At 41.8% G+C, this 25786-nt stretch carries 31 protein-coding genes; all 31 read right to left on the bottom strand.

Features of this window, described 5'->3' with window-relative positions; all coding sequences use genetic code 11:
* Nucleotides 1–11 precede the first annotated feature (11 nt).
* Nucleotides 12–4559 (bottom strand): phage tail spike protein, encoded by a 4548-nt coding sequence (locus ACMZ6U_RS00735; RefSeq protein WP_416105770.1) that lies wholly within the window; start codon nt 4557–4559, stop codon nt 12–14.
* Complete coding sequence (locus tag ACMZ6U_RS00730; protein WP_416105769.1) at nt 4559–5281, bottom strand: phage tail protein; 723 nt, start codon at nt 5279–5281, stop codon at nt 4559–4561. Before ACMZ6U_RS00730 ends, ACMZ6U_RS00735 begins: the two co-directional genes overlap by 1 nt.
* Nucleotides 5278–8136, bottom strand: coding sequence for a phage tail tape measure protein (locus ACMZ6U_RS00725; RefSeq protein ID WP_416105768.1), 2859 nt, complete (start codon nt 8134–8136; stop codon nt 5278–5280). The genes ACMZ6U_RS00730 and ACMZ6U_RS00725 overlap by 4 nt, the downstream gene beginning before the upstream one ends.
* An 18-nt stretch (nt 8137–8154) precedes the next feature.
* Entirely contained in the window at nt 8155–8286 is a 132-nt protein-coding gene (locus tag ACMZ6U_RS00720; protein ID WP_014638109.1) for a hypothetical protein, read from the bottom strand.
* 32 nt (nt 8287–8318) lie between these two features.
* A complete protein-coding gene (locus tag ACMZ6U_RS00715) occupies nt 8319–8738 on the bottom strand; it encodes a hypothetical protein (protein WP_416105767.1) in 420 nt (139 codons plus the stop codon).
* Nucleotides 8739–8748: 10 nt separating this feature from the next.
* Nucleotides 8749–9318, bottom strand: coding sequence for a major tail protein (locus tag ACMZ6U_RS00710; RefSeq protein ID WP_205040901.1), 570 nt, complete (start codon nt 9316–9318; stop codon nt 8749–8751).
* Nucleotide 9319: 1 nt separating this feature from the next.
* Nucleotides 9320–9646, bottom strand: coding sequence for a hypothetical protein (locus tag ACMZ6U_RS00705; protein ID WP_277696832.1), 327 nt, complete (start codon nt 9644–9646; stop codon nt 9320–9322).
* A 6-nt stretch (nt 9647–9652) separates the two neighbouring features.
* A complete protein-coding gene (locus tag ACMZ6U_RS00700; RefSeq protein WP_416105766.1) occupies nt 9653–10021 on the bottom strand; it encodes an HK97 gp10 family phage protein in 369 nt (122 codons plus the stop codon).
* Nucleotides 10014–10352, bottom strand: coding sequence for a head-tail adaptor protein (locus ACMZ6U_RS00695; RefSeq protein WP_416105765.1), 339 nt, complete (start codon nt 10350–10352; stop codon nt 10014–10016). The genes ACMZ6U_RS00700 and ACMZ6U_RS00695 overlap by 8 nt, the downstream gene beginning before the upstream one ends.
* Complete coding sequence (locus ACMZ6U_RS00690; protein WP_416105782.1) at nt 10352–10609, bottom strand: head-tail connector protein; 258 nt, start codon at nt 10607–10609, stop codon at nt 10352–10354. Before ACMZ6U_RS00690 ends, ACMZ6U_RS00695 begins: the two co-directional genes overlap by 1 nt.
* 2 nt (nt 10610–10611) lie before the next feature.
* Nucleotides 10612–11817: a phage major capsid protein gene (locus tag ACMZ6U_RS00685; protein WP_416105764.1), complete on the bottom strand. Its 1206-nt coding sequence runs from the start codon at nt 11815–11817 to the stop codon at nt 10612–10614.
* An 18-nt stretch (nt 11818–11835) separates the two neighbouring features.
* Nucleotides 11836–12531 carry a head maturation protease, ClpP-related gene (locus tag ACMZ6U_RS00680; protein WP_416105763.1) on the bottom strand — a complete coding sequence of 232 codons (696 nt, stop codon included), beginning with the start codon at nt 12529–12531 and terminating at the stop codon, nt 11836–11838.
* Entirely contained in the window at nt 12524–13807 is a 1284-nt protein-coding gene (locus ACMZ6U_RS00675; RefSeq protein ID WP_416105762.1) for a phage portal protein, read from the bottom strand. Before ACMZ6U_RS00675 ends, ACMZ6U_RS00680 begins: the two co-directional genes overlap by 8 nt.
* Nucleotides 13808–13864: 57 nt before the next feature.
* Nucleotides 13865–14209 (bottom strand): hypothetical protein, encoded by a 345-nt coding sequence (locus ACMZ6U_RS00670; protein ID WP_014636338.1) that lies wholly within the window; start codon nt 14207–14209, stop codon nt 13865–13867.
* A 136-nt stretch (nt 14210–14345) separates the two neighbouring features.
* Nucleotides 14346–14684, bottom strand: a complete 339-nt coding sequence (locus tag ACMZ6U_RS00665; protein ID WP_014636337.1) for a type II toxin-antitoxin system RelE/ParE family toxin — start codon at nt 14682–14684, stop codon at nt 14346–14348.
* Entirely contained in the window at nt 14684–14986 is a 303-nt protein-coding gene (locus tag ACMZ6U_RS00660; RefSeq protein ID WP_014636336.1) for a type II toxin-antitoxin system RelB/DinJ family antitoxin, read from the bottom strand. The genes ACMZ6U_RS00665 and ACMZ6U_RS00660 overlap by 1 nt, the downstream gene beginning before the upstream one ends.
* 59 nt (nt 14987–15045) lie before the next feature.
* Nucleotides 15046–16638 (bottom strand): terminase large subunit, encoded by a 1593-nt coding sequence (locus ACMZ6U_RS00655; protein WP_416105761.1) that lies wholly within the window; start codon nt 16636–16638, stop codon nt 15046–15048.
* Nucleotides 16635–17108 carry a phage terminase small subunit P27 family gene (locus ACMZ6U_RS00650; protein ID WP_416105760.1) on the bottom strand — a complete coding sequence of 158 codons (474 nt, stop codon included), beginning with the start codon at nt 17106–17108 and terminating at the stop codon, nt 16635–16637. Before ACMZ6U_RS00650 ends, ACMZ6U_RS00655 begins: the two co-directional genes overlap by 4 nt.
* A gap of 50 nt (nt 17109–17158) precedes the next feature.
* A complete protein-coding gene (locus ACMZ6U_RS00645; RefSeq protein ID WP_228381536.1) occupies nt 17159–17377 on the bottom strand; it encodes a hypothetical protein in 219 nt (72 codons plus the stop codon).
* A 13-nt stretch (nt 17378–17390) separates the two neighbouring features.
* Entirely contained in the window at nt 17391–17603 is a 213-nt protein-coding gene (locus tag ACMZ6U_RS00640; protein ID WP_416105759.1) for a DUF4314 domain-containing protein, read from the bottom strand.
* 1 nt (nt 17604) lies between these two features.
* Entirely contained in the window at nt 17605–17853 is a 249-nt protein-coding gene (locus ACMZ6U_RS00635) for a hypothetical protein (RefSeq protein WP_416105758.1), read from the bottom strand.
* A gap of 72 nt (nt 17854–17925) precedes the next feature.
* Nucleotides 17926–19206, bottom strand: coding sequence for a DNA cytosine methyltransferase (locus tag ACMZ6U_RS00630; RefSeq protein ID WP_416105757.1), 1281 nt, complete (start codon nt 19204–19206; stop codon nt 17926–17928).
* Nucleotides 19203–20459: a site-specific DNA-methyltransferase gene (locus tag ACMZ6U_RS00625; protein WP_416105756.1), complete on the bottom strand. Its 1257-nt coding sequence runs from the start codon at nt 20457–20459 to the stop codon at nt 19203–19205. Before ACMZ6U_RS00625 ends, ACMZ6U_RS00630 begins: the two co-directional genes overlap by 4 nt.
* Nucleotides 20431–20892, bottom strand: coding sequence for a helix-turn-helix domain-containing protein (locus ACMZ6U_RS00620; protein ID WP_416105755.1), 462 nt, complete (start codon nt 20890–20892; stop codon nt 20431–20433). Before ACMZ6U_RS00620 ends, ACMZ6U_RS00625 begins: the two co-directional genes overlap by 29 nt.
* A gap of 298 nt (nt 20893–21190) precedes the next feature.
* Nucleotides 21191–21556, bottom strand: a complete 366-nt coding sequence (locus ACMZ6U_RS00615) for an HNH endonuclease (protein WP_044752890.1) — start codon at nt 21554–21556, stop codon at nt 21191–21193.
* Nucleotides 21557–21580: 24 nt separating this feature from the next.
* Nucleotides 21581–21952 carry a hypothetical protein gene (locus ACMZ6U_RS00610; protein WP_099832210.1) on the bottom strand — a complete coding sequence of 124 codons (372 nt, stop codon included), beginning with the start codon at nt 21950–21952 and terminating at the stop codon, nt 21581–21583.
* A 32-nt stretch (nt 21953–21984) separates the two neighbouring features.
* On the bottom strand, nt 21985–23022 hold the full coding sequence (metK, locus tag ACMZ6U_RS00605; protein WP_024414187.1) for a methionine adenosyltransferase: 1038 nt from the start codon (nt 23020–23022) through the stop codon (nt 21985–21987).
* A 47-nt stretch (nt 23023–23069) separates the two neighbouring features.
* A complete protein-coding gene (locus ACMZ6U_RS00600) occupies nt 23070–23252 on the bottom strand; it encodes a DUF6900 domain-containing protein (RefSeq protein ID WP_024412697.1) in 183 nt (60 codons plus the stop codon).
* Between the two features lie 194 nt (nt 23253–23446).
* A complete protein-coding gene (locus ACMZ6U_RS00595; protein WP_024412698.1) occupies nt 23447–23923 on the bottom strand; it encodes a hypothetical protein in 477 nt (158 codons plus the stop codon).
* Entirely contained in the window at nt 23916–25292 is a 1377-nt protein-coding gene (locus ACMZ6U_RS00590) for an SNF2-related protein (RefSeq protein ID WP_024412699.1), read from the bottom strand. Before ACMZ6U_RS00590 ends, ACMZ6U_RS00595 begins: the two co-directional genes overlap by 8 nt.
* Nucleotides 25273–25554, bottom strand: a complete 282-nt coding sequence (locus ACMZ6U_RS00585; protein WP_024412700.1) for a VRR-NUC domain-containing protein — start codon at nt 25552–25554, stop codon at nt 25273–25275. The genes ACMZ6U_RS00590 and ACMZ6U_RS00585 overlap by 20 nt, the downstream gene beginning before the upstream one ends.
* Between the last annotated feature and the right edge of the window lie 232 nt (nt 25555–25786).

Below are 25786 nucleotides of genomic sequence, written 5' to 3'. Positions count from 1 at the left end.
TGTGAACTCCTTTATTTAATCGTGTCCCATGTCAAGATGACGTCACCTCGACCTGTGATGTTTACTAAGTGTTTAAAATTGTGATTGAATTGATGAAGTACATCTTTTAGACTGACATAGGTTGTCCCATTTCGATAGATGCGGATATCTCCGATATTCAAAATAGAACTTGGTCGGTCGGATGCTTTAAAGGCATCAATACTCAGTCGGTTAGGCAACGTTACAATCTCCCACCCATCTGGATTGGTATATGGAGCACTTGCTAAGCGAACTTTATCACCTACCACATCAATTTGGTCAGTATCAGTACCGTTCCATGCTCGAATCCCTACAAAGCCACCGTCATTGGCATTCCAGTTATTCCATCGATTCGAACCGATAATGGTTACCCCACATGGTTTCCCGTTTGACGTTCCTGTCTCAAAGGAAACCCATTGGTGAGGATATCCACTAACCTCTCGAGAAATGGATGGAGAGTTGGTATAGAACTTGATGTTTCCAAGTGATAGATTGATTTTCATAGCTCCGTTGATTGCTGACAAAATACCTCCAGAAATTTTGTTGGCAGATAGGGTTACTGACTGCACTTGGGTTATAAAGGCAGACTTGGCAAACAACTGCTTGAGATAGGCATCTGTTGCCATAAACTTGGTAAAGAATGCTTGATCAACCTTTAACTTATCCGCAGTGATGGCTTCTGCTCCAATTCGAGCTGCTGATATAATCCCTGACGTAATCTTTCCTGCATCAAGACTGGCTATCTTACCGCTCGCAATCACTCCATCTTGGATATAAGTTGTACCTGTTATTTGAACGAGTTTTCCATCAATCTTGACTGTGCCATCCTTATTGAGATTGAGCTGACTCAAGACTGTTCCTGCACTGGTCAGATTTCGAACCGACCACGCCCCTGCAAGTGTTGAAACCTGCGTTTGAATGGCATTTACTGTGGCAGTTGTTGCTCGACTTGTTTCTAGATTGCCAACTCGTGTCACAATCCCAGTAGCCGTTTGAACAACCTGACTGATTTGATTGGTGTGATCACCAATTGTTCGAGTGTGACTGCTTACAGTATCCCGTACTTCATGAAAAGCTGTTACTGTCGTCAAGTCGTCTAATGACGGAGTCCAATAGTCTGGAAAGATATCACCAGTTGATACCATTAAAGCTCTCACATGAAACTTACCTGTCTTAACTCCATCAATTCTGACTTGAAGTTCAAAACCTTTAGAGTGTTGGTACATCTCTTGAGTGATGGTAGAGGTTAGTTTGATTAACCGATAATTGTTACCTGTTGTCAGATTACTGCTCCACTTATTGTAGAAAGGGTGATACAAATTCCAGTTGGTCCATGTCCAAACATTTTGACTATCCAAGATTGGACCTTGAAGTTTCATAGTACGAGTCGTCACCGCAGGGTCAAAGATAATCTCATCCGCTGAGATATGAACATATAAATGAACTTTTGATCCAACATAAATTCCACTACTATCCCCAAATTGCACTCTTCCTAATGATGCTATCCAGTTACTATTGGCATTTATCGTCTGATAAGCACCCCATCTATCCGAAGTACCAGCTATCAAATTACGATGTGAAACTGAGGTTGGGATTCTGCTTTCCGTTTGACTGATTCGTTGAGTGAAACTATCAGAGGTTGTTTTGACCAAGTTCTGCACACTGGTTGTCGTCGCATAAGGTTGTAACGAACTGCTCGTAAGATAGCCACGACCCGCAATATTGGAATCAACCTGTGACTTGGTTTGGTAGCCTTTTGAGTTAATGGCAGATTCAACTTGCGTACTTGTTAGTCGTTGTTCAATTTGCCCAGCTTGTGTTCGAATAGTGGTTTCTGCACTTGCTACTCGGCCAGTCAAGCTATTAAAGTCTGTCTTTGCGACTTTCTGTGAAATGGCATCATTGGCAATCCGCAGGTCTGCCTTGGTTTGAGTAATCTGACTTGCGTTTGTATTGGCCTTAGCCAAGGCATTCTCAGCGGTTGTTTTGACCCCCTCAAGAATGGTCTTATCAGCCTTAAGCAAAATAGATTGCTGTGTTTGTTGGATGGATGTAGTATGTCCCTCAACAGTCCGTTTCAAGTTATTAAAATCCGTTTGACTGACCTTTGAGGATACATCCGAAACTAATTGTCGAATCTGGGTTTCACTACTAGAAATCTTTCCATTTGCTTCGGTTAATCTTGTAGAAACCTGCTCTACACCAGAAGCCGTTTGAGTGATGAGTGTCCGTTGGGTGGTCAATTCACCAGCTATATCTGCTGGATTTTCTGAATACCCTGTGTCTAGTGAGGTCTTTGCGACTTTCAATCCTGCCACATAGAATTTATTGCCATTTGGGATAGTACTGCCATTGTACTCTGTCCGAAATTGGAGTGAACCATCAGATAATACATGAACTGTTTTCCAGTAGCGTTTCCAGTCACTGGTGACAGAAATAATATCGTCAGACTCTCTCACTCTTGCGACTGGAGCACGATAGACACTCGAACCGGACCAAATCGCTGAAACTTTGATGGAAGAAAGTGGCTGATTCGCTTTGGCATAAAAGCTAAAGGTAATGACATCTCCTGCTTTCACAACAATATTCTGATGACTTCCGTTGAACCCTGCTTGGGTTGAACGAACAACCAGTCCTCTGAAATTCTCTGTTTCGGTAGACCAGTTGTTTCCTAAATGCCATGCATTTCCTTTATTTGACCAATCGCGAGTACCAGTCATCAAATTGAGACCGTCTAGGCTAGTTGGAATTTTCGCATCCACCTGACTGATTTCAGTTGTTATGCGATTCCCCAATTGCGTAATCGATGACTCGGCAGTTTCGATTCTCTGTTTTGCTTGGTTAAAATCACTGGTTTTAACACGCTGAGAAATTTGGTCTGCTTGTACTTGAATCATGGATTCTGCACCCGTTACTCGACCAGTCAGACTATCCACCAGTTGCTTACTCGCAAGAAGTTTTATATCCTCCTTGGTTTGTGAGAGATTGGTACTGACAGTTGACAACTGCCCACCTAATAGAGCTTTTGCTACATCAACCAATCGACTAGCTTCAGTGATAGCTTGTGATTTTGCTGTCGCAATCTTTGACTCTGTTTGACTACGCTCCGTTGAAGTCAATCGGTTAGCTTCTTGAATAGCATCAAGCTTGGCTTGTTCTGCCCTTCTGAGGGCTTCAGTTGCCCCAGTTTGAGCCTGTTCTGCCTTTTGTTTGGCTTCTGTGGCTAGGTTGCTATTTACCCCAGCCTTTGCCAATAATTCACGAGTTGTACGTTGCTGCTCCTCTTCCTGTTGCCGCATCTGTTGGTGAATAGAAGTAAGTTCATTATCAATGCTGGCCTTTAATCGATCCGCATAGACCTCCCCACGACTTTGAGCCTGTTCGATAGCATTATCAATAGCTACTTGACGTTTCTCAAATTCCGCATCAAATGCTCTGTTGGCATTATCAATGGCAATTTCAACGGCAACATCCTCACTCCGCTTATTTCCATCAAGGAGATTATTGGCTAGTGTAGTTAAGCTACCGCCAGTTTTACCTGTACCGCTACTTGCCTTATCATCAAAAGTGATAGAGCGATAATTCTTAGCTAAAGGATCATAATCATAAGCGATTGCTTTCTTCCTAACATCAATTCCGTGTAGCTTGCTTTTTAAAGTTACGGTATCGCCTAGATGAACCGTTTGACCATCTAACTCAAATGCCTCAATGATGATGGCATCTTTTGGCTTATCAATTCCCTCTAAACGAAACTTGCTACTAGCCCATTCTATTAACTCTTGACGAGTTCTGAGATGATTATTGGTATAGGTCACTTCATTGATGAAAGGATAGAAGTTAATCAACGGACTATCTACAGTGACTTGAAGTACAGTCTCCCTATCCTGCCCCTCTTGCTTGAAGCTTGAAGTGGCATGGATACGAGTGATAATCTGTGAACTTTCTTTGGTTCGTTGATACTTTTTCAAATTGTAGTGAGTAGAGATAACAACTCCACGGTCTTGTCCTCGCTCACTCTTAATTGATAGGGCAAGGTTATCTCGAACCAATTCTCCCTCCCAAGTTCCAAGGATAGAGTGTTTACCATCCAGTAGTGTGGAGTAAAGCGTCTGCTCCTTGTCTGTTGTATAGATTCTATTCTTGACAATATCACTTGTAAAAGAAAAATCTCCAAGCAGAGACTTACTTGCCATGACCATGCTTGATAAGGCAGTTGCACAGGGTACCTGTTCACACCTAAATGGCGATACCAACCTAGTCATGACGTCATCTGATATATGATAGGCCACAACTTCAAGACTGGTGTCCCCTTCGATGACTTTCTTTATCCGAAACAACTGATGTCCCAATACTGGAACTGGGCTACGAACGAGGTAGTCCTCTTTTAACTCTCGAAATATTCCGCTGTCTGTGATCGGATAGGTAAAGTTCAGGACAAAATCCCCATTCAAGGTTTCTTTAACGCTTGCCTTAATGGTCTCTGGGAGTGGTTTACCATGCCATTTTACCGTTCGAACAGTTTTGTCCAATAATGATAACACTAAGCCCACCCCCAATTCATTTCTATTGTTAATGATGTGATACCAGCACCTAAGACAACTCCAACCGAGTCATTTCTGCCTGCATCAATGGAAATAAAATCGCCAGACCATTTTACAGGCTGACCTCTTTGTGTTTTAAAACTTGGCTGACTAGGATTATTATCCATAATGAGTGTTTCTTGTAATCTCTCCAAGCGGATGACATCATTCCCAATCGTAAAGCTAGTTTCACTAGTCGAGTTGCCACTTATGGTAATCTTTGGAAAAGCAATGGCTGAACCTTGACTTCTCAAAGTACCACTGGTTCTAAACACCTGCGAGGTCGTCGTTTTGAACCACTTGGTTGGGTGACAAGAAAAGGTAACCTTAAGTTCATACACCCCCAGCTTATCTTTTTGAACTGGAGTATGGCGAACCTTGTAACACCAAAAGCGTATGGTCTTGAAACTAGCGTTCTCAAGCCAAAATCCTTCTTTCAAAAATAGCTTCAAAAAGGAAAATAACTGTTCTTCACTAGGTTTAACAAGATAGAGGATGTAGCTCAATTCCATGACACTTCTGCGAGGATTGGTTTGAAGAACCGCACCTGACAGACCTTGGTGTTCTATCAATTGAGTCTTACTTTCACTAACTGTGATAGAAGGGCTATCTTCCACGATTACCTTAAAAGGAAAACTAGCAGTGGACACTCCACCAATGGTTAATGCATTATGTCTAATCATGGTTTCACTCCTCTCAATCCTTGTTGACGTTCTAATTCATAAACGAGTTTTTCTCCAACCATCTCCGCAAGTCGGTTAAGGTCAGTCTCTTCCCTTACCGAATTTCCAGTAATGGTGATCTGAATGGTGGGCAGGTTGCTTGTCATGGTCTTTGCGATTCCTCGACCAATTGCACCCAATGTTTGTTCATTCAAAGGCAAGACTGCTTCTTTTCCAGCCTCACCTCCAACCATTAGGCTATTGCCGTTTACCCCAAATGCGGTTGGTTTGGTTAAAATTCCTCCTTTGGCATACCAATCAATGGAGATTCTCGGAATTCCGCCCTTCAACCAATCGAGTGGATTGGCTGAACCTGATACTCGAAAGTGAGGAAGAGGAATATGCGGCCATCTGATTTGGAAGTTAAAGAGATTTTTAATGGCATTGATGGCGTTACTCACGGCATCTTTTGCACCATTGATGGCACTTGAAATGGTATTTTTCACACCGTTCCAAACAGATGAAACTGTATTGGATATCCCATTCAGAATGTTGGATACGGTACTTCTGATACCATTCCATATAGTTGATACTGTTGAACCAATCGCAGACAGGACACTGGAAATTGTCGACTGAATAGCTGACCAGATAGATGAAATGACAGAACTAATGGCAGATAATACATTTGAGATGGTATTCTTGATACCCGTCCAAGCAGTTGAGATGTACTGGGCGATGAAATTGAGAGCTAAGGAAATAAGGGACTTAATGCCCTCCCATACCATCGAAAAGACCTGTTTGATGGTTTCCCAAGCGCCAGTCCAATCACCAGTGATAACCTGCATGACTGCCTTGATGATACCAAGTACCACATTGATAGCAGTCTCGACCACAATCTTTATCATCTCCCAAGCGGCTGTGATGATGAGTTTGATATTCTCCCAACTTGCTTGGATGAGCGGTCCAAGAATAGTCATCACCGTTTGAATAACCGTATTGATGGCATTCCATACCGTGGTTGCAGCATTTAGAATCAATTGCTGGTTTTCAGTCCACCATGTGGTTAACGTTCCCCAGATGGACATGACAAAACTTGTAATCTGCTGGATGATCATAGTCAGAAAGGCATAGATACTATTCCAGATTTCCATCACAGTCGTTCGAAAGCCTTCGTGATTCGTCCAGAGTTCTTTTATCCCAACAATCAGTAAGGTAATGGCAGCTACAATACCAACAATAATCCCCACAATCGGCAAGAATGCCGTTATCATTCCAACAACGGTTGTCCCCATAGCGGCTGCCGCAACCTGTAAGCCCAAGAAAACAGGAAGTAACATCCCTACCACGGCTAAAATACCTGTGAAGATAATGACGACTTCCTTGATGGGACTGGATAAGTTGGTAAACCAAGTCGCTAGTTGACTAACAATGTCTGCCAAACTTTGAAAGACTGGAATAAGCATCTCCAGAATCGGTTGACCGATTGCTGCTAGAGCATTAGTTCCAGACTGTCTTAAGTTACCCAGAACGTTTTCCAGTCCATCTGATTCCCTTGCAGCTTGTCCCAAGGCTCCAGAGAGTTCATTGCCGTCCTCTACCATTTGAAGGAGGGTTAACTGCTTCTGAGCTTCTGATAGTTCATTGAAGGACTTTCCATAGAGCTTGTTCGCCGCTGCATTACGAGTGGTTTCTGTCGCAGAAATACCTAGAGCTGCGTCATTTTCATAGTTTCCTTTGAGGAAGGACTGCAGGTTTTCGGTGACTTCTTCGATGGATTTGTCGTAAAATGCTGCCCCATCAGCCGCTGCTCTGGTGGCACGAGTGGTCAGATCCAAAGCCTGAGCCGTATCCATTCCAGAGGTTTTGGCAAAGGAAGCCATCTGAGTGAAGGAGCCTTGAAGACGCTCTGGAACAATGTCCATCTCTTCCCCAATCTTATTGAGGGCATCCTTAGCAGCATTCTCCATATCTCCAAAGACGGTAGAGAATTGGGCATTGCTGGCTTGAAGTTGAGCTGCCGCAGACATGGACTCTGTTCCGACTTCGAAGATTTTCTGAGAGATGTCTGCAAGCTTCTCACTGGTCGCTTGAAGTGCCTCAGCCCGAATGGTGTCAGACATGGCTTTCATGCCATCTTGAGCACCATCGGCAGAGGATTTGGTCTCATCCATCTCGTTGTTCAGGTTATTGAGAGCGGTCTTTGCTTGATTCAACTCAGCTTCCATCTTATTGGCTTCAATGGAATTCTCACCATATTCCCTCTTTGTCAAGGCTAGTTGCTTTTCGAGATTGGAAATTTGTTTAGAAACAATTTCTGACTGTGCTCCAATCTTTTGTTGGGCTATGGCATTGCGTTCTGCTTCAGAACTATTGGATGACAAAGCACTTTCTTGTAGCTCAAATTGAGACGTGACCTTGTTCATCTCACTTGCTAACTGCCCCTGCTCCACTTGGAGTTTATCTAATTGTTGAGCCGCTGAACTACTGGCTCGACCGTGATTCTCAAGTGTTGATGACACATCAGCTAACTTAGTTTCATAGGACGTTAGCAGCCTTTGAGTAGTTTCCACCTCACGTTGAAAGGCACGGTACTGGTCTGCCCCAATATCCCCAGCCTTAAATTGAGCTTCCACCTGTGATTGGGCTTGACGGAGCGTTGCCATTTTTTCTTTGGTTGTCTCGACTTGTTTTGCCAAGACTTCCTGCTTTTGAGTAAGGAGGGTGACATTGCCTGTATCAAACTTGAGAGCCTTATCAATCTGTCTTAGTTCTTTGGTAGCTTCAGAGGCTTGTTTGTTTACACCCTTAAGTGCATCTTGTAAGGGTTGGGTATCGCCACCAATTTCAATCGTAATTCCCTTTATGTTTCCAGCCATAGTCCCTCCTTTCTACCATCAGAAATTATCAAAATCAGCTTGAGTTGCTGGGCGTGTTTGAGAAGTTTCCCGAGTACGCATCTCCACATAATCCGTTTGGTAGTCAAGTGCCATCCCAATAGAGATATGTTTTAAATCGTCAATGGTCAATCCAGTCTCCTTACAACAGGAGAAATAGCTCTCTACTGTGAAGATTTCCTCACTCGCTGATTCTGTTTCATCTGCTTTTTTCTAGTTGACATCCCTTGGTTCAACATATTCATCAAGACAGGGGCTACTTCCTGAACTGGAAATTCCTCCAATTCCATGAAGAAATCCACAAAAGGTTTCACACGAGGATTGGCAGATTTGGCAAAAACCCAAAAAAGACGATGGAAAAAGGTCATATCAAAGTCAGATAAGATAGACACATCAACCTGACTTGCCTTGAGTTCTTCCCCTTCCTCCAACTGGTCTAGCTTATCCAAGATAGCTTGACTATTGACCATAGAAAAGAGATCTTGGAAATAGTCCTTACCAAACTGCTCTTTATAAGCAATTGGTGTGTAGGCATTGGTTGCTAACTCGTAGGTGGTGCCTGCTATGGTAATACTTTCTCTCATGGCCTACTCCTTACTTACGAGGTTCAAAAACTGCCTTGAACCAGTTTTGACGAATCTCATCACTCGTTTCCTCCGTTGTTCGTCTACGTACAACCTTATCGAGTGGGCGAGGACTGGCAGTAAAGGTCAACTCTACCTCATTAATATCCGAACCTGACTTGGTTTTTGAACCAACAGCCGGACGAGATGCGTAACAATAATACAAAACGTGTAATGTTTCTTTTTTATCCCCTTCAAAACGGAACATCAACGCAAAATTTTTCTTTTCGCTATTTGCGATTTCTGAAATGGTATTTGTCGTCGCATCCAACTGCTCTCCGAGGACTCGAGTCAAAAATTCCTGCGTTAGAAGAGCAACTTTTAGTGTTCCTTCATAACCATCGTTTGACTCCGTTGTATAAAAATTGATATTGTCTGCCTTATAAGAACCCTTGTCACCTGTTGGTTCAAGGGTTAATTCCGCAGCACCACGAAGGCGTTCCACATTGCCGTATGTCAACGTACCATCAGAACCTTCGCTTGTAACTTCTGCCCAATGGACATCTTGTAGTCCAAAGGTGACCTTATTCTTTTCAGCCATATTATCCTCCATGTAATGTGATGTAATAGGTTATTTGGTAGAGTTTCTCAGATGAGATATAGGTTTCTACTTTTTCAAAATAAATAAGGTGGCTGTCAAATAATGACTCCACCTTTTGTTCAGTTGCTAAATCTTTCTTAGTAGTATAGAGTTCCACTTGCAGGTTATTCTGCTTATGATAGGTCCAATTGTCTGCACCATGATTTTCTGAATCAGTTACCAAATAAACCAGATACGGTGGTATTGGACGACTCCCTTCTTCAAAATGATGGTAGGCGACTGGGAGCTGTAATTCTTTGAGAATGGAGTACATTTCACTTAGGAACATGTCTTATCACACTCGCTTTCTCAGCTTTTCTTCCAAGGATTGTATTGCTTGTTTTTCTACAGGAGCGATATGCTTTATCCCCTCAACTCGCCCACCAGAGCTTTTGGCATGACCATTTTCTAATAGATGCGTCAGGCCTGGCGTTTGATTATGAATGGTTTTGGTTAAACCTGTACTGGTATCAATCGTTGCTTTACTCTTCCACCCTTTGGCATAAGATCCACTCTTTCTCGGTGACGTTGCTTTCAAGGATTCAATAGATTCCTCAGTGACTTCCTCTACAACTTCACGCATCACCTCTGTTGTATCCTGCACATACTCAGTCAGCTCATTTGCGATGGCAGATTCTAGTGCACCCAATTCAATTCTAGTCATAACTCTCCTCCTTAATGGCGACGATGTAAATCAGTTGTCTTGGCACCGTATCTCCATCAATCGACTCAATCTCATAGGTTTGACCACGAAATTGAATGCGAGTCGTTAAGGAATGAAGTCCAAGAATTGCTTTTTCATACCTGAGGGTGAACTGGACTTTCTCTTGTTCCAGTTTTGTCACCCTCCCATCACTTTCGGTCAAGGTGAGAGGACGGCAAGAGCACCATCGTTCAAATAAAGGTATCCATGTCGAACTTTCATTGCCAATCTCATCTTGAACAATCTGTCGAACATGAAACGACAAGCGTTCCCTCAAAGGTGCAATCTTCATCAGAACACATCCTTTCGTTCAGCCAACAATAAGTGATAAAGCGTCTCCTTCAACTCTCTATGATTTGCATCTTCTCTGTGTTCATAAAGATAGGCAACCCCGTATAGGATTGCCGTCTTTAGAACTTCTGAATAAATTGATTGTCGCAAAATATCTTCACAGAGTCGTTGACTGGTTTCAAGCAATTGCTCAATCAGTCCATCCTCATCATCGTGTTCCACTTTGAGATACTGTTTTGCTTCTGCTAAACTGACCATCATTACTTAGCCTTCACTGTTAAAGTCTTAACGGCTTCAGGTAGGACTAACTTACCATCCACACGTTGTGAAGCAAGAAATCCAATCTGTCCATTATTGGCATAGAGTTCATTCAGACGTTTGAAGGTACGTCCCTGACGATCCGCAATCCAATAATAAGAGAAATCACCAAATGCAATGGCTTTATTTCCTGCTTCAGGTAGTGGAGCAAAGGTTGATGTGTAGTATGGACGATTTAAAATCAAATCTGGTTGTCCAGCTTGTGTGGATGGCTGCCAAATGTAATTACCGTTGTTGTCCTTGAGTTTACGGATAGCTTTGACAGTCGTATCATGTAAAATCCAAACTGCGTTCTTACGATAGGGTGCTGGTAGAGAATGATACAATTCAATCATGTCGTCAAAGGTAATATCCTTTGTAGCAGTCGTTGGACCTGTAACTTCTGCCTGAGTAAAGATTCCAGTTGGTTTCTTAGAACCATCACCAATCAAGAATGCTTTTTCTTCTTCCGTTCCAATACGACGAGCAAATTCAGCTGTCATATAGGACTCAAGGTCGAAGACTGAATCGTTAAGCAGCTCTTCTGAAATACGAATAGCAGTCCCAATCTTATGAGAGTCTAGTGTCACCTGACCAAAGGTTTCTTCTGTTTCAGGATACAGACCATTTTCATCCATCCATGATGCTGAACCGTGTCCGGTCACAACAGGAATCTTACGCTCACCACTAGAGGTTTTGATGACGGTCGCAAGACTACGGAAGAAATTCTCTTCTTGTAATCCTTGAACTAGTTTCTTCTCATACTCATCAGGAACAAGATGACCACCTTCGGTATCTTCCCCTACTCGAAGGACGTCTTTGACATCAAAGAAGTGACGCTTACGGACACTTGTCCAAAATGTCTTGGCATAGCTATCAGAAGCCACACCATTCTTTTCCTCTTCAGAAGTCTTGTCATTCAAAACTGTAGTGGGCTGCCCAATTAGAGCCTGTGTTGCTGGTTGAGAAAGTTCAAGGTCAATCTTTTCTTGTCGCTCCAATCGAGCAATCTCTTGATTGTAGAGGTTGATTTTCGCTTCCATGTCATCGTAGCGTTTGGAATCTTCCTCTGATACCAGTCCGTCTTCTGAGCGAACAGAGTCAAGGAAGGTTTTTGCTTGTTGCCAAGCTTGGTTACGTTTTTCTTTCAATTCAAGTAATTTAGACATCAGTTCATATTCCTTTCGTTATTTGAGCAAATTCAATCGTTTTTCCAACTGATTGATAGGGATTGTTTTCTTTGGTTGTTGGACTTCAAGTTTCGCCTGCATTTTTACAAGTAAATCTTGTTGTGCAGTATTTCGACTGAAAGAATAACTCTCGGTGTCCATTCCATGTTCCTCTTGTTTGTCAAAGAGAATCTTGTCCGCAAAGCCTAGTTCAACAGCCTTTTTGGCATTGAACCAAGACTCTGAGTCCATGAGGTGCGAGAGTTTGGTTCTTGAAAGTCCTGTTCTCAGTTCATAGGCATTGATGATGGATTCCTTAATTTCTCCCAACATTTCAATGACCTTCTGCATATCCTTGGCTTCACCTTGTGCTACAGTCCAAGGGTTGTGAATCATCATCATGGCAACTGGACTCATAGAAACCGTTGTACCTGCCATGGCAATGACACTAGCAGCACTTGCGGCCAATCCATCAATCACTACATGGACATCACCTTTATAATCCATCAACATGTTATAGATTTGAGCAGCTGCAAAAACATCACCCCCTGGACTATTAATCCAGAGGGTGATGTCTCCATTTCCTGCATGTAAATCATTTTTAAATACCTGTGGAGTGACTTCATCGCCAAACCACGTCTCATCAGCAATCTGTCCTTCTATACGAAGTGTTCGACCACTATCATCTTCTGTAAAATTCCAAAACTTATGCATCCATATCCTCCTCAGATTGAGTTTCTTGTTCTAATGGTGCTTGTTTCATAAAGCCACCCGCATCCTTCAGTTTCGTCATGTTTCCATTTATCAAGTAGAGATTGCCACCTTCCTCATCTGAAAGGAGGTTCAAGTCCTCAAGTTCACGAATATCATTTGTCGATAGCCAGCCATTTTGTCTCCCAATCGCATAGCCATTCATTCGACTCTGATAATCACCACGAAGTAGACCATCTACATTAAACTTCACAAAGTAGGTTTTCTTTTCTTCAGGTAAAAAAAGAGACCTCTTGAAAGCCTGTTCGAGACGAACCACCCAAGGGTCTAAGGTATATTTAACAAATTCTAGAGATTGTTGCTCAATGTTTGAAAATGAGGATTTCTCCAAGTCGCCAACCATATGAGGTGGAATTCGGTAGAGTCTTGCAATTTCATTAATTTGGAATTTTCTTGTCTGAAGAAACTGGGCTTCTTCAGGTGGAATGCCTACTTGAGTGTATTTCATCCCTTCCTCAAGAACTGCCACTTTATGGGCATTGGTTACCCCATTGTAGACTGCATTCCATGAATCTCTCACTCGTTTGGGATCTTTGAGGATACCTGGGTGTTCCAAAACTCCTCCTGGATTTGCACCATTCTTAAAGAATGAAGCTCCATAGTTTTCCGTAGCCAATGTCATACCGATAGCATTTTTTGCAAGAGCAATTGGAGAATAACCTATCAAGCCATCAAACCCCAGACCAGGAACATGGAGAACATCTTCCGCTTTCAATATAGCATCTCCCTTTTCCTTAAAGTTTGGGTTTTCTTCTGACTGACGCTTGTATTTGTAATAGAGCTTTCCACTTTCGTCCCGATGTACAGACATTTTATCAGGCAATAGTGGATAAAGACTTATAACCTGTCCACTCCTATCTCGGATAATCTGGACATAGGCATTGCCCCATATCAGTAGATGGGTCATCAAGGTTTCTCTAAAAACAAAGGATGACATCTCAGGATTAGGTTCATCATGCAAGAGAAAATATAGGGGATGTTCCACCTTTTTCTCCTTTCCAGTTGCCGTTCTCTCATAAACATGAATGGGTAGTGAAGCTACTGCTTCAGCCAAGATGCGGACACAAGCATAAACAGCTGTTGTCTGCATAGCCTTAAACTCATCTACATTCTCCCCACTGGTCGTTCGTCCAAACAGATAGGAAAAGTCCTGTCCTTCATAACTATTTCGTGGTTTATCTCTAGCACGCTTACGTCCCAGTAAATCTAGTAGTCCCATAGTTCCTCCTTTTGAGTACGAAAAAAGCACCTCGATTGAAGTGCTTATCGTTTGTTCTTAGATGTTTTTCATCTCTCCTTCTTCAAGAAGATACCATGTTCTATCACTTTCTTGAAAAAGATAAATGTAATCTGCCAGGGTATCCTCTGCCAATTGACTGATGTCACCGATGAAACGATGTTGCTGGGCATTCCCCTGTAAGTCATCGTGTTCAATTTTGTCAAGACTATCTTCAAGCTGAATGATATCACCTTTCTGAAGTAATGCACGAATTTCTTTACTTGATTTAAAGTGTTTCTTTAGAAGTTCCCCAGTGTATTCTGGATATCCTTCATACGCTACCTCGATTGTTTGTGCTGTATGGTTTTTCGTCAATAATCCAATCCGTGCTTTTGTTGCCATTGTTTTGTTCCCCTCTTCTTTTTGTAGTCACATATTACCGTAGAAGCAAGGACTTATCAAGTCATTTTGGCGATATTATCAACTATTTTTTGAACACTTTGAATAGAAAAAGCACCTCCGCTTGGAGATGCCAATATTAGTTCACATCATTATCTTCTGCGATATCTCTCAATAATGCATCAATGTTAGAAGTACCATGTAATACTCGAAGTACAGTTACAACCTCTCCAACAAAACGATAAAATATAACATAGTTTTTAACAATAAGTTTTCGAATCACAATACCCTCACTCTCAAACCCTTCAAGAATAGGACAACGTTCTGGAAACGTTGATAAGGATTTGATGGATTGTTCAAAGAGATGGATATTTTTATCTGCTGTTAAGGGTGATTGTAGCTCTATCGCAATAAAGCGATAAATGGCAGTCAAATCGTCACTGGCTTGTTTTGTCAATCTCACGGGATATTCAATCATTAATTCACCCCTTTAATACCTTTGAAAAAATCTTCCGCCAATATCGTTTCTTCATGATCCGCTGAGTGATAGCTCTGCACCAACAGGTCTTTCAATTCACCAGCAGACAGTGGTGAGACATCCACAGAAGAAGGTGCTTGTGGTAAGGCAATATCAAACGGAATGCTTCGTGTCATAGAAACCTGCTTTAATAGTAGGGTAATCAATGTAGACATAGGCATTCCAAGCTCTTTCAAGACACTTTCTGCATTTAATTTATCATCCGAATCAACACGTACATTTAAAGTGGCTGTTTTTCCCATACTACTTCTCCTTTGAATTTTGTACTGCAATTGTAACGTATTTTGCTTTATTTTGTCAACTAAAAACTCAATATACCACGTTCATCATAAACACTTCCTTCTTCGGTTTGGTGACGAATACAACGGTCCAGCCCCATAATGAGTGCTACAATACCGTCAATCTTCTCGACTGACTTTTCCTTATCAGGCTTGATATTGCCAGCAGGGTCTTGTCTCATGACTACGTTTTGTCCCATCCATTTCAGAACTGGATGCCCACCATGTTGAATCTTGCCTTCCATCATAAGTTTATAGAGTTCCTTTGATGGTGGACTCATATCCTTGTATCCCTGACCGAAAGGCACCATGGTCAAGCCCATCCCTTCTAGATTTTGAACCATCTGTGTCGCATTCCAACGGTCATAGGCTATCTCCTTGATATGATAGATTTCCGATAAGTCTTCAATAAATTTTTCGATAAAACCATAATGAACGACATTTCCCTCTGTAGTTTTGATGTAGCCCTGACGCTCCCAAACATCATATAGAACATGGTCACGTCGACATCTAAGCTCCAATGTATCTTCTGGTAGCCAGAAAAATGGCAGAACAATATAATTCTCCTCTTCAAATCTAGGGGGGAATACCAAGACAAAAGCCGTTATATCTGACGTACTAGAAAGGTCTAAACCTGCATAACAGCTACGACCTCTAAGACTATCATATTGTATAGGATCATTTCCCATTGCATAAACATGTTCAGGAATCCAAGCAACACTTGAACTTGTCCACATATTTAGACGGAGCTGCTTAAAGACATTCTCTTCTGCAGGATTATCAAGTGCCTGTTGGTAGGCTTCTCTTACACGATCAATCCCAATAGTATGCCCTAGTGAAGGGTTGGCCTTGAGCCAGTTAGCTTCATCATTCCAATCATCTTCATCAGATAAACCATAAACCACTGGATAGAATGAAGTGTCCTTCTTTCTACCATTCAGAATATCCAATGCTTTGGTATGTAACTCATAACAGATAGAGTTTCTATCCGTTCCAGCTGTTGTGATAATAAAAAAGAGGGGTTGTTCCCTTGCGTCTCCTGACCCCTTGGTCAATACATCATACAAATGACGATTAGGCTGAGCGTGGATTTCATCAAAGACCAAGCCAGATACGTTTAGTCCATGTTTTGTTCCAGTCTCTGCAGAAAGAACTTGGTAAAACCCAGCGTTAGAATAATTTACAATACGCTTGGTAGCTCCCATTATCTTAGACCGCTTTTCCAAGGGGCGACTCATTTGCACCATTTGCTTGGCTACATCAAACACGATTGACGCTTGATTTCGGTCACAAGCCGCACCATAAACTTCTGCACTGGCTTCATTATCCGCATATAATAGATAAAGAGCGATAGCTGCTGCTAGCTCAGACTTTCCATTCTTTTTTGGAATTTCTATATAGGCTGTTAAGAATTGCCGATTACCATCTTCCTTGACAATTCCAAATAGGTCACGGACAATCTGTTCCTGCCACGGCAACAAATCAAATCGCTTTCCAGCCCACTTGCCTTTGGTGTGGGAGAGGTTATTGATAAATGTTACTGCCCTATCAGCCTTTGCCTTATCATAATGTGAGGTTGGAAGCATGAATGGACTTGGTTCATAATGATAACTCATAAAATTCCTCCTAACAAATCTTCCATTTCATCACCAGTACCAACTTCCGCATCCATCGTTGCTAGACGGTTACGTGCTGAAGGTGTCAAACCAAACTGTTCACAGAATTTAAGCATGATTTTGAGGTTGGTCTGGCTGATAGAGACTTGAGGGACTTGTTGGAGATAGCCATTCGGAGTTTTGATAATGGAGCCATGCTTGGATAGGAACTCTTCCGCCTCTTTCCAGCGAGCGTAAGCTTGACAATAACCTGCAAATGCAGTCATGTCCATTTCGGTTAAAATTCCCATCTGTTCGAGAATTTTTCCCATCCGTTTCCACTCCTTCTTTGCATCATCTTCAAGCCACTGTGGGCAACGTGGGGCTTTTTGTTTGGGTTTGACTTCATTCGAAGGGAGTGGTCGCTTACTAGGATTTCCCTCAAGTATTTTCATATTCGTAGGCTTTGGTTTTCGCCCCCTGATTGCCACAATCTCACCTCCTTTAGAGTAAGAAAAAAGAACTCAATTCGAGTTCTTTCTCAAAGTTCATTAAAGTTATCAAGAACAGCCTGACAAACTGTTCTATCAATGTCGTCCATGTTATCTATTTCATTCCCATATCTATATTGGTAGATATATTCACCATCACGTTTTATTGTCAGTATTCTAATCCATGCACCGTCTATATTCCTTGGGTCTGTTGTGTCTTCACGGAGAAACTCACAAACGTAATGTCTGTCTCCAACCGTTCGAGTCATAATTTCCCACATCTCACATTACCTTTTCTACGATATCAATTCCATACAAAACATTTAGGCAACTGCCGTTTTCCCACTTAACTAAGAGTGAACCAATGTCATCCACTCCAATCACAGTTCCAAGTGTGCCTTTAGGAACTGGATGTGGGTCATCCATTCTAACTAATCTAACCTTAGTCCCAATAGGATAGGTTGTCTTTAGGTTATTGAACATTTTTGCGTCCATGTTATTCTCCAATCTTTTCAAATGCCCACTTAACGGCATGTCCAAAGTCTTCGAATATTCCTGCTTCTTGGTAAATGCGGTCAAATCTGCGTTCGAAGTTTTCAAACTCTTCAAGACTATCAGTCGTTTCGTAAATCTCAACTTCTGTTCCTTTATATCCATTCGATGCAACGATGACCCAATCTTTGTAAGGAATGATACTTGCGGTTGCTGGGTAGATGTCGTAAAGTTTTTCAAGTGTTGTTGTCATGGATGTGTTCTCCTCTTCCTTTGTTGTGTACATATTACCTCTAAAGGAGACATATATCCAGTCATTTCTCGATTATTTTGAAGATATTTTCGATAATTCTTCGCTTGCTAAAATGGCATATCCAATGGCATAAACAACTGTTACCGTCACACCATTTCCAGCCTGTTTATATAGTTGAGCATCGGAGTTTACTGCTTGGGCTTTCTCGAACAAATCATCTGAAAATCCTTGTAGGCGAAAACATTCTCGAGGGGTTAAGCGTCTGATTTTTACAACTCGATCATTCCAAACTACAGCACCCATTTGACCACCACAGGAGAGGTTATGGGCAATTCCTTTCCCAACTCTTGCTCGTCTCGTTGGTGAGTTGGGATAAGATAAATCCACCGAATCTCCAACCACTGCAACTTGATAACCTTGCTTCGTACCATTTCTGACCTTGATGCCTTCAAGAACACCATGGCGGTCTTGGGAGGTTAATGTGAACATTGGCTCATCCTGTTCCTTGAGCCTACGTCCATTTTGACGCTTATTGATTCGATTAGGTGTCAGAATGGGTTGAATTTCGAGTACTCCAGAATTCATCGCAGTCCGTTTTGTAGCACCAGCAGTATATCGTGCAGTGATACAACGTGCCTCATCTGTCAACTTTGGTTCGGTCAAAGATTGGTCAATTAGATAAAGACCTGTCTTAGCACCCAGTCCTCCACCCTCACCAACAAGAGTTGTGGCAATTCCACTAGGGTCGTAGACACGATAGCTTTGCACACCACCTACAAGTTGCTTAAGATGGCTACCGCTTTCTCCGCTGATAGGTAGTACTTTTCGTTGACCTCTGCTTCTAAGATGTCCGAGAGTGTAGATGCGTTCTCGATTTTGGGGAACTCCGTAGTCTTTTGAATTGAACACTTGCCACTCAAGGTCGTACCCTGCTTCATCCAAGATAGAGAGATAGTCGAGATAATCTCGTCCCCCGCCACTTGATAAAAGTCCCTTAACATTTTCAAGGAGTATCCACTCGGGTTTATCTTCTTCCTCTTGGCTTTGGAGGAGTTCAACAAATGTAAAAAAGAGTCCACTTCGTTCACCGTATAGTCCTGCTCGCTTCCCTGCGATAGACACATTTTGACAAGGGCTTCCCGCAGTCCATAAATCTGCTTTTGGAAGTTGTGTTGGGTCAATGCTTGTGATGTCGTCATGAAACCATTCTCCTTTCGTGTCATACATTGCTTCATATGATTTTCGTGCAAACTTATCCTTTTCACAGTAACCGATACATTTGAAACCTGCTAGTTCCAAACCACGACGAAAACCACCCACACCTGCAAAGAAATCAAGAAAGGTTAGGCTCATACCGTAACCTCCATCATTGAATAGGCTTCATCAAAGGTCAAAGTCTGTCCATCGCGCAACACCGTCACGTTATGAATTCCTGTTGACTCTATATAACGTTTGACAATGACATCCACAAACTTTTCATCCAACTCAATGCCGTAACAAACACGACCAGTTTGGTCTGCGGCTATTAGAGTTGAACCAGAACCAAGGAATGGATCAAGAACAATCGTCCCACGCATGGATGAGTTTTGAATAGGATATGCCATGAGCGGAATGGGTTTCATCGTTGGATGGTCCTTACTGGATTTAGGACGGTCATATTCCCAAATGGTTGTTTGTTTACGGTCACTGAACCACTGGTGTTTTCCTTTTTGTTTCCAGCCAAAGAGACATGGTTCATGTTGCCACTGGTAGGGACTACGTCCAAGCACTAATGAGTTCTTCTTCCAAATGCAACACCCACTGAGATAGAAACCTGCATCTTTAAATGCCTTTCGGAAGTTCAGTCCTTCCGTATCCGCATGGAAAACATAGATGGAGGCATCAGCTTCCATATGTTTTTCTACCTGAGTAAACATGGTAAAGAGAAACTGGTAAAAGTCACTATCAGGCATATTGTCATTGAGAATCTTTCCAGCTGTTTCTTCCACATCAACATTATAGGGAGGGTCTGTCACAACCAAATTTGCCTTTTTATCACCTAAAAGTTGGTCATATGTTTCAGCTTTCGTAGAGTCTCCACAAATCACTCGATGCTTACCAAGTTGCCAAATGTCCCCTCGTTTTGAGAAGGTGGGTTTCTTCAATTCCTCTTCTACATCAAAGTCATCATCTGATAGGTCTTTATCATGGACATTTGATAGGATATCGTCAATTTCTGGTGGTTCAAAACCAGTCAGGTCGAGATTGAAATCTGACTCCTGTAAATCCAAAAGCAAGTCCGCCAAAAGCTGGTTATCCCATTGACCTGTGATTTTATTAAGGGCAATGTTTAAAGCTTTTTCATCTTCCTTGGATAAATCGACAATGACACATTTGGCAGTTTCATAGTCTAAGTCCTTCAATACAGTTAATCGTTGATGGCCACCAATAACCGTCAAATCTTTATTGACAATGATGGGGTCAACGTAGCCAAACTTGAGTAGGCTTTGCTTAATCTTTTCATACTCCTTGTCACCCTTTTTGAGTTTTTTCCGAGGATTGTAAGAGGCTGGGTGTAGTTCAGATAATCGAATCTCTCTAATTTCCATTCTTGGTTGACTTGTCATTGGTTTCTCCTTTATAAAAGCGTGATTGAATGTAACACGAATGGCTACAATATTTTCGATTTGGATTGGCATAAGATAAAAATGACCTGCCACATTGTTGGCAAGTCAAAGCTTCATATGCAGTTTTTGATTTATCGTGTTCGTCAGAATGAGTGGTCCACCAAACCTTACGACATCTATCCGAACAGAACTTCTTTGGCCTACCTATTTTGCGAGTTTTAAGTGCTTGATAACACTGTGGGCAACGAAGTCCATCATTCTGGTCGGCTTTTGCCATCTGCTTTGTAGCAGTACCATGACCAAGCAATACTGGATTTCGTTTACAGTATTTCTTAACGGAATCTCTAGATAAACCTGTAGCCTTACCGATGAAACCATAGCCAAGACCTTCTGCGCGCATTTTCCAAATTTGTTTGCGTTGACTTTCGTCCATTTGTTTTCCTTTCCAGCAAAAAAGGACTAAAAACAACTATTTTCTGCATTGTTTCTAGCCTTTTTCACTATTTTATTACCAAAATGACATACTAGGGAACGCTACATCCCCACACTGGAAACGTGATAACGGTGGGAAGGAACGTCAAAATGAAGCGATTTTAATGTACCCGCTTGCGAATTTTGCGAAATTGCACGTTTGAGGGGGCGTCGGTCTTAGTCTCCCAAGGGTTTAGAGATTTCATCCCCCCTCCCCCAATGAGTGAAAAATGAGATACTTTTGGAACGAAACACCAAGACTAAAATCGATACGAATACTCCACATATCGGTCAGTTGTCTTGGTCTTGCGGTCGTGACATGACTTACAAAGTGCTTGCCAGTTGGTTTGATTCCAAAAGAGGTCTTGGTCACCTCGGTGGGGTGTGATATGGTCAACCACTGTTGCCTTGGTCAATCGACCTTTGACTTTGCATTGAACACAGAGAGGATGAACTTTTAAGTAACGAAGTCGTTCTTTGTTCCACTGGGCATTGTATCCTTTGGCTTTGGTTGACTTGGTATCCAGTTGGTAGTTTGCTTTATGGTTGTCACAATACTTGTGACCATAAGGTACTAGGTTAGGACAACCATTTTGTTTACAAGGTGTGCTTGGTCTTCTTGGCATTTTCCCTCCAAAGAAAAAGCACAATTATTCTAGGTAATTGTACTTTACTAATCTATTTATTGCCCTACAAAACAACGTCCATTCTCTTGGAAAATTATTATCGCCCGAGCAATTGTAAGTTCTTCCATTCATGACAAATGATACATTCCACTGAGTACCATCTAAAATCTCCATCTCATTTGAATAATATTCCTTCCATTCAGACAGTTTCACACGTTTTAATTGATTTAAGAAGAAAAATAATCGGAGATTGGAGATTGTTATTATCTCGGCTTCTGTCTCAGGAAATTTTTGGATACTTACCAATTTTTCTTCTACGTTTATGTCAATTGAAATCATCGGCAACATGAAACTAAATAGTGATACGGTTATAGAAGATACTTGAGGATTGGGCATATGAACACTCCTTTTCTCTCTCAATTATATCACTATTTCTCCCAAGGAAGATAGTCTTTCGTGAAATGCCCAAAGCAAGTTGTCTTGGTGTAGTCTACATTCAAGAGATGAAGTTCCTTAATGATACCTCTTGGTGTTAAATCATAACGCTCACGAATCATTCCTTCCAGTTGTTTTGCGGTGTAGCGACTGGTTCCAAAGGTATCTACATACACCGAAACAGGTTTAGCTACTCCAATGGCGTAGGCTAATTGTACTTCACATCGTTTCGCATACCCTTCTCGAACAGTATCCTTAGCAATCTTTCGTGCCATGTATGCTGCTGAGCGGTCAACCTTGCTTGGGTCTTTTCCAGAGAAAGCACCGCCACCATGATGTGCGAAACCACCATAGGTATCGGCCACAATTTTTCGACCAGTAACTCCTGCATCCGCAAAAGAACCACCAAGTACGAAACGACCTGTTGGATTGACTAGAACTTTGAAATCTAGATTCTGACGGTAACGAAGTGCTACTGACATCATAGCTTCGGTCACAATTCGTTTCACTTTGGCAAGGTCGGCCATTTCAGTATGCTGGATGGAAACTAAAAATGTATCAATTCGATTCTTCTCATAGTCGTAGGATACCTGTGCTTTCGCATCCTTTCCAAGTAAGGGGTAACCAAGCGACATCAGTTTCTCAAGGACTCGGGTTGCTAGAACATAAGGAAGTGGCAGGTACTCAGGCGTTTCGTCTGTCGCATAACCAAACATCATTCCTTGATCACCAGCACCTCCATTATCTACTCCTTGTGCAATATCAGAACTTTGGAGTCCAAGTAAATTTGTTACTTGGACGTTCTTCAAACCAAGTGGCTCGACAACATGACGAACAATGTTCTCGAGATTAAAGTTATGTCTTGTCGAAATTTCACCAGCTACTATAACCTGGTTATCCTTGATTAAGGTCTCAACTGCCACTCGACTTGATTTGTCAAACTTGAGACACTCCGTCAAAATGGCATCTGAAATCTGATCACAGATTTTATCTGGGTGTCCAACCGACACCTGTTCACTAGAAATAATCATAATTCCTCCACGCAAAAAGCCCAACCTTTATGAGGCTAGGCTTTACTTTATTTTACTGATTGTTGTCCTGCTTCGTAGGCTCGTTCGAGTGCTTTTTTAATTCCCCAAACTGGAATGTCGTAGAAATCAAGGTTATCGCTCCAGCGTTGTTCCAAGGTTTCAACTTGTAATTCCTCTTGAGCAATCCTTGTAAAAATCGCATCCAGTTTTTCTTGTTGGCGTTTTGTCATTGTATTGTTCTCCTCTTCTTTTGTTGTGTACATATTAACTCTAAAGTGGAGATATATCCAGTCATTACTGGGTATTTTTTATCTTTTTTGACACTTACAATTCTACCACAAATTTTGACAAAGTGAGGTCAATGTTAGGTCACACTTAGTGTAGGGGTAGGTTACTGGTAGGTCAAGGGTAGGTCAGGGAGAGGTTACTTTTCCAAAGAAAATCCCATTTTCATATACACTTCCCTAACATGGTCTAAGACCTTACGTCGCCAATTTCTAACAGTACTTCGACTAATATGAAACTCTCTCATCAAGCTATCCCAATTACTATCTGACTTAAGCATGGATTGCGCAAAATCATACAAATCTCCCTTTAGAAATTTTAAAGCCATCTCAAAATTATCAAGGTCATTAGCCAATCGGATATACCGCTGCGATAAATCCGCCAATTGTTCCTCATTTTCTTGAATCATCTTCTCACGAAAATTCAGTGCAATCATCTCTGACCGTTGATTAGTAGGTGTACTTTTAACTCTAGGTTCATCAGATTTTTCAAAAACGAGTGAACCAATAACCTCATTTTCTGTCACTGGTTTGAAATGTTCCAAACGATACTTTAACATCTCCAAGTCACTTTTGAGTTCATTGTAATTCGTCAGTATGTGCTCTGCCTTATCCATCTGCCCCTCCTACTTGTGCTTTAACAGCTGCAATCAGCCGTTCTTGTTGTGCATCTTTGTTTTCTAGTGCCTTGAGGATTTCCTCATCAATCGTTCCCTCAGTCACAATGTGTTGGATAATAACAGTCTCAGACTCTTGTCCCTGTCGCCAAAGCCGTGCATTCGTTTGTTGGTATAGTTCCAACGACCATGTTAAACCAAACCAGACCAAGTGGTGACCGCCTTTTTGGAGGTTCAAACCATGACCTGCTCCAGCTGGATGAAGTAAGCCAACTGAAACATTACCTTTATTCCATTCACGAATATCTTCTTCTGTTTTCAACACCCGACTCTTTACCTTGAGTTTTTCTAAACGACCCAGAATCCGAGCCAAGTCATGTTTGAACCAATAGGCAACTAAGACAGGTTCTCCATTCGCGGATTCGAGGATATCCTCAAGGGCATCTAGTTTCTGTTCATGTAATGCCACAACCGAATGATCATCAGAATATACGGCTCCATTGGACAACTGAACTAACTTGCTCGTAAGGCTTGCAGCATTGGCAGCAGTTACTTCTAGTCCATCTAACTCTGACAATACATACTCTTTCTTAAACTGAATGTATTTTTCTTTTTCCTTTTCTGTCATGCGCACCAGTTTCTTGGTAGAGATCAATTCAGGCATATCCAGATAATCTAGGGCTTTCATGGAAATGGTAATATCACTAATCTTGTCTTGAATTTGACACTCCGCATAATCCATGGGGATGTATTCATAGACAATGTTTCCGTTGCGACGACCTTCTTCAAAGTAGCGACTACGAAACTCACCGATGAAGCGACCAAGACGTTCTCCTCCATCAATGACTTTAAACTCTGCGAACAAGTCCATCAGTCCATTAGAACTCGGTGTTCCTGTTAGTCCAACAATACGTTTCATGTAAGGACGCATTGCCATAAAGGCTTTGAAACGCTTGGACTGCCAAGACTTGAAAGAACTCAATTCATCAATCACTACCATATCCCACTTGAAATAGGGACTACATTGTTCCACCAGCCAAGGTAGGTTTTCACGATTGACGATATAGATATCCGCATCTTTCTGAAGAGCTACCATTCGTTGCTTGGGAGTACCAACTATTTTCGAATACCGTAAGTGACGCAACTCAGACCATTGCTCAATCTCATCACTCCATACTGTATTTGCGACTCGAAGCGGGGCAATAACCAAAACCTTTGTGACTTCAAATCGGTCAAACATCAATTCATTCACTGCAGACAAGGTTGTAGCCGTCTTTCCCATCCCCATGTCTAGGATGACTGCTGCATGAGGGTGACCCATGATGAAGTCCTTGGCGACTACCTGATAGTTATGTAATGTCAATTTCATCTAGCACTTCTCCAATCATCTCAATGCGGTCAATGACATAGACCTTAAAGCCTAATCGCTCGAATAGTTTATGTCTTGACCCTTGTAACTTCCTTGGCTTTTGGTCAGGAGCCTTCACTTCCGCCAAGCCAAACTTGCCATTGGGTAAAAACACCAACCTGTCTGGCACACCAGAAAAAGATGGAGATACCCACTTAGGACAAATCCCTCCTCGAGCTTTCACAGACTTCACCAAAGCTTGCTCAACGTACTTTTCTCTCATCGTTCTAAATCCTTTCGTCAAATTGAAGTGTGTAGGTCTAGTGCAGTCATTTCCAAAACTCCCCTTATAGGCTTTTTTTATAGTAATTTTTGCTTATAGGATAGTTTTAGAAAAGACCATAATAGACCTACACAAAATCAAAAAATGTCACTCATGTTGGTCGTTTTAAGCATTTATCTGAAACCTCATTCAAAATAAGTTCCAACCTTTCAGTCAACGACCTACACACCTA

The organism is Streptococcus pluranimalium (genome assembly GCF_047785745.1).
Lineage (GTDB): Bacteria > Bacillota > Bacilli > Lactobacillales > Streptococcaceae > Streptococcus > Streptococcus pluranimalium_B.
Note: the sequence above shows the minus strand (reverse complement) of the source record. Positions and strands in the feature narration are given on the sequence as shown.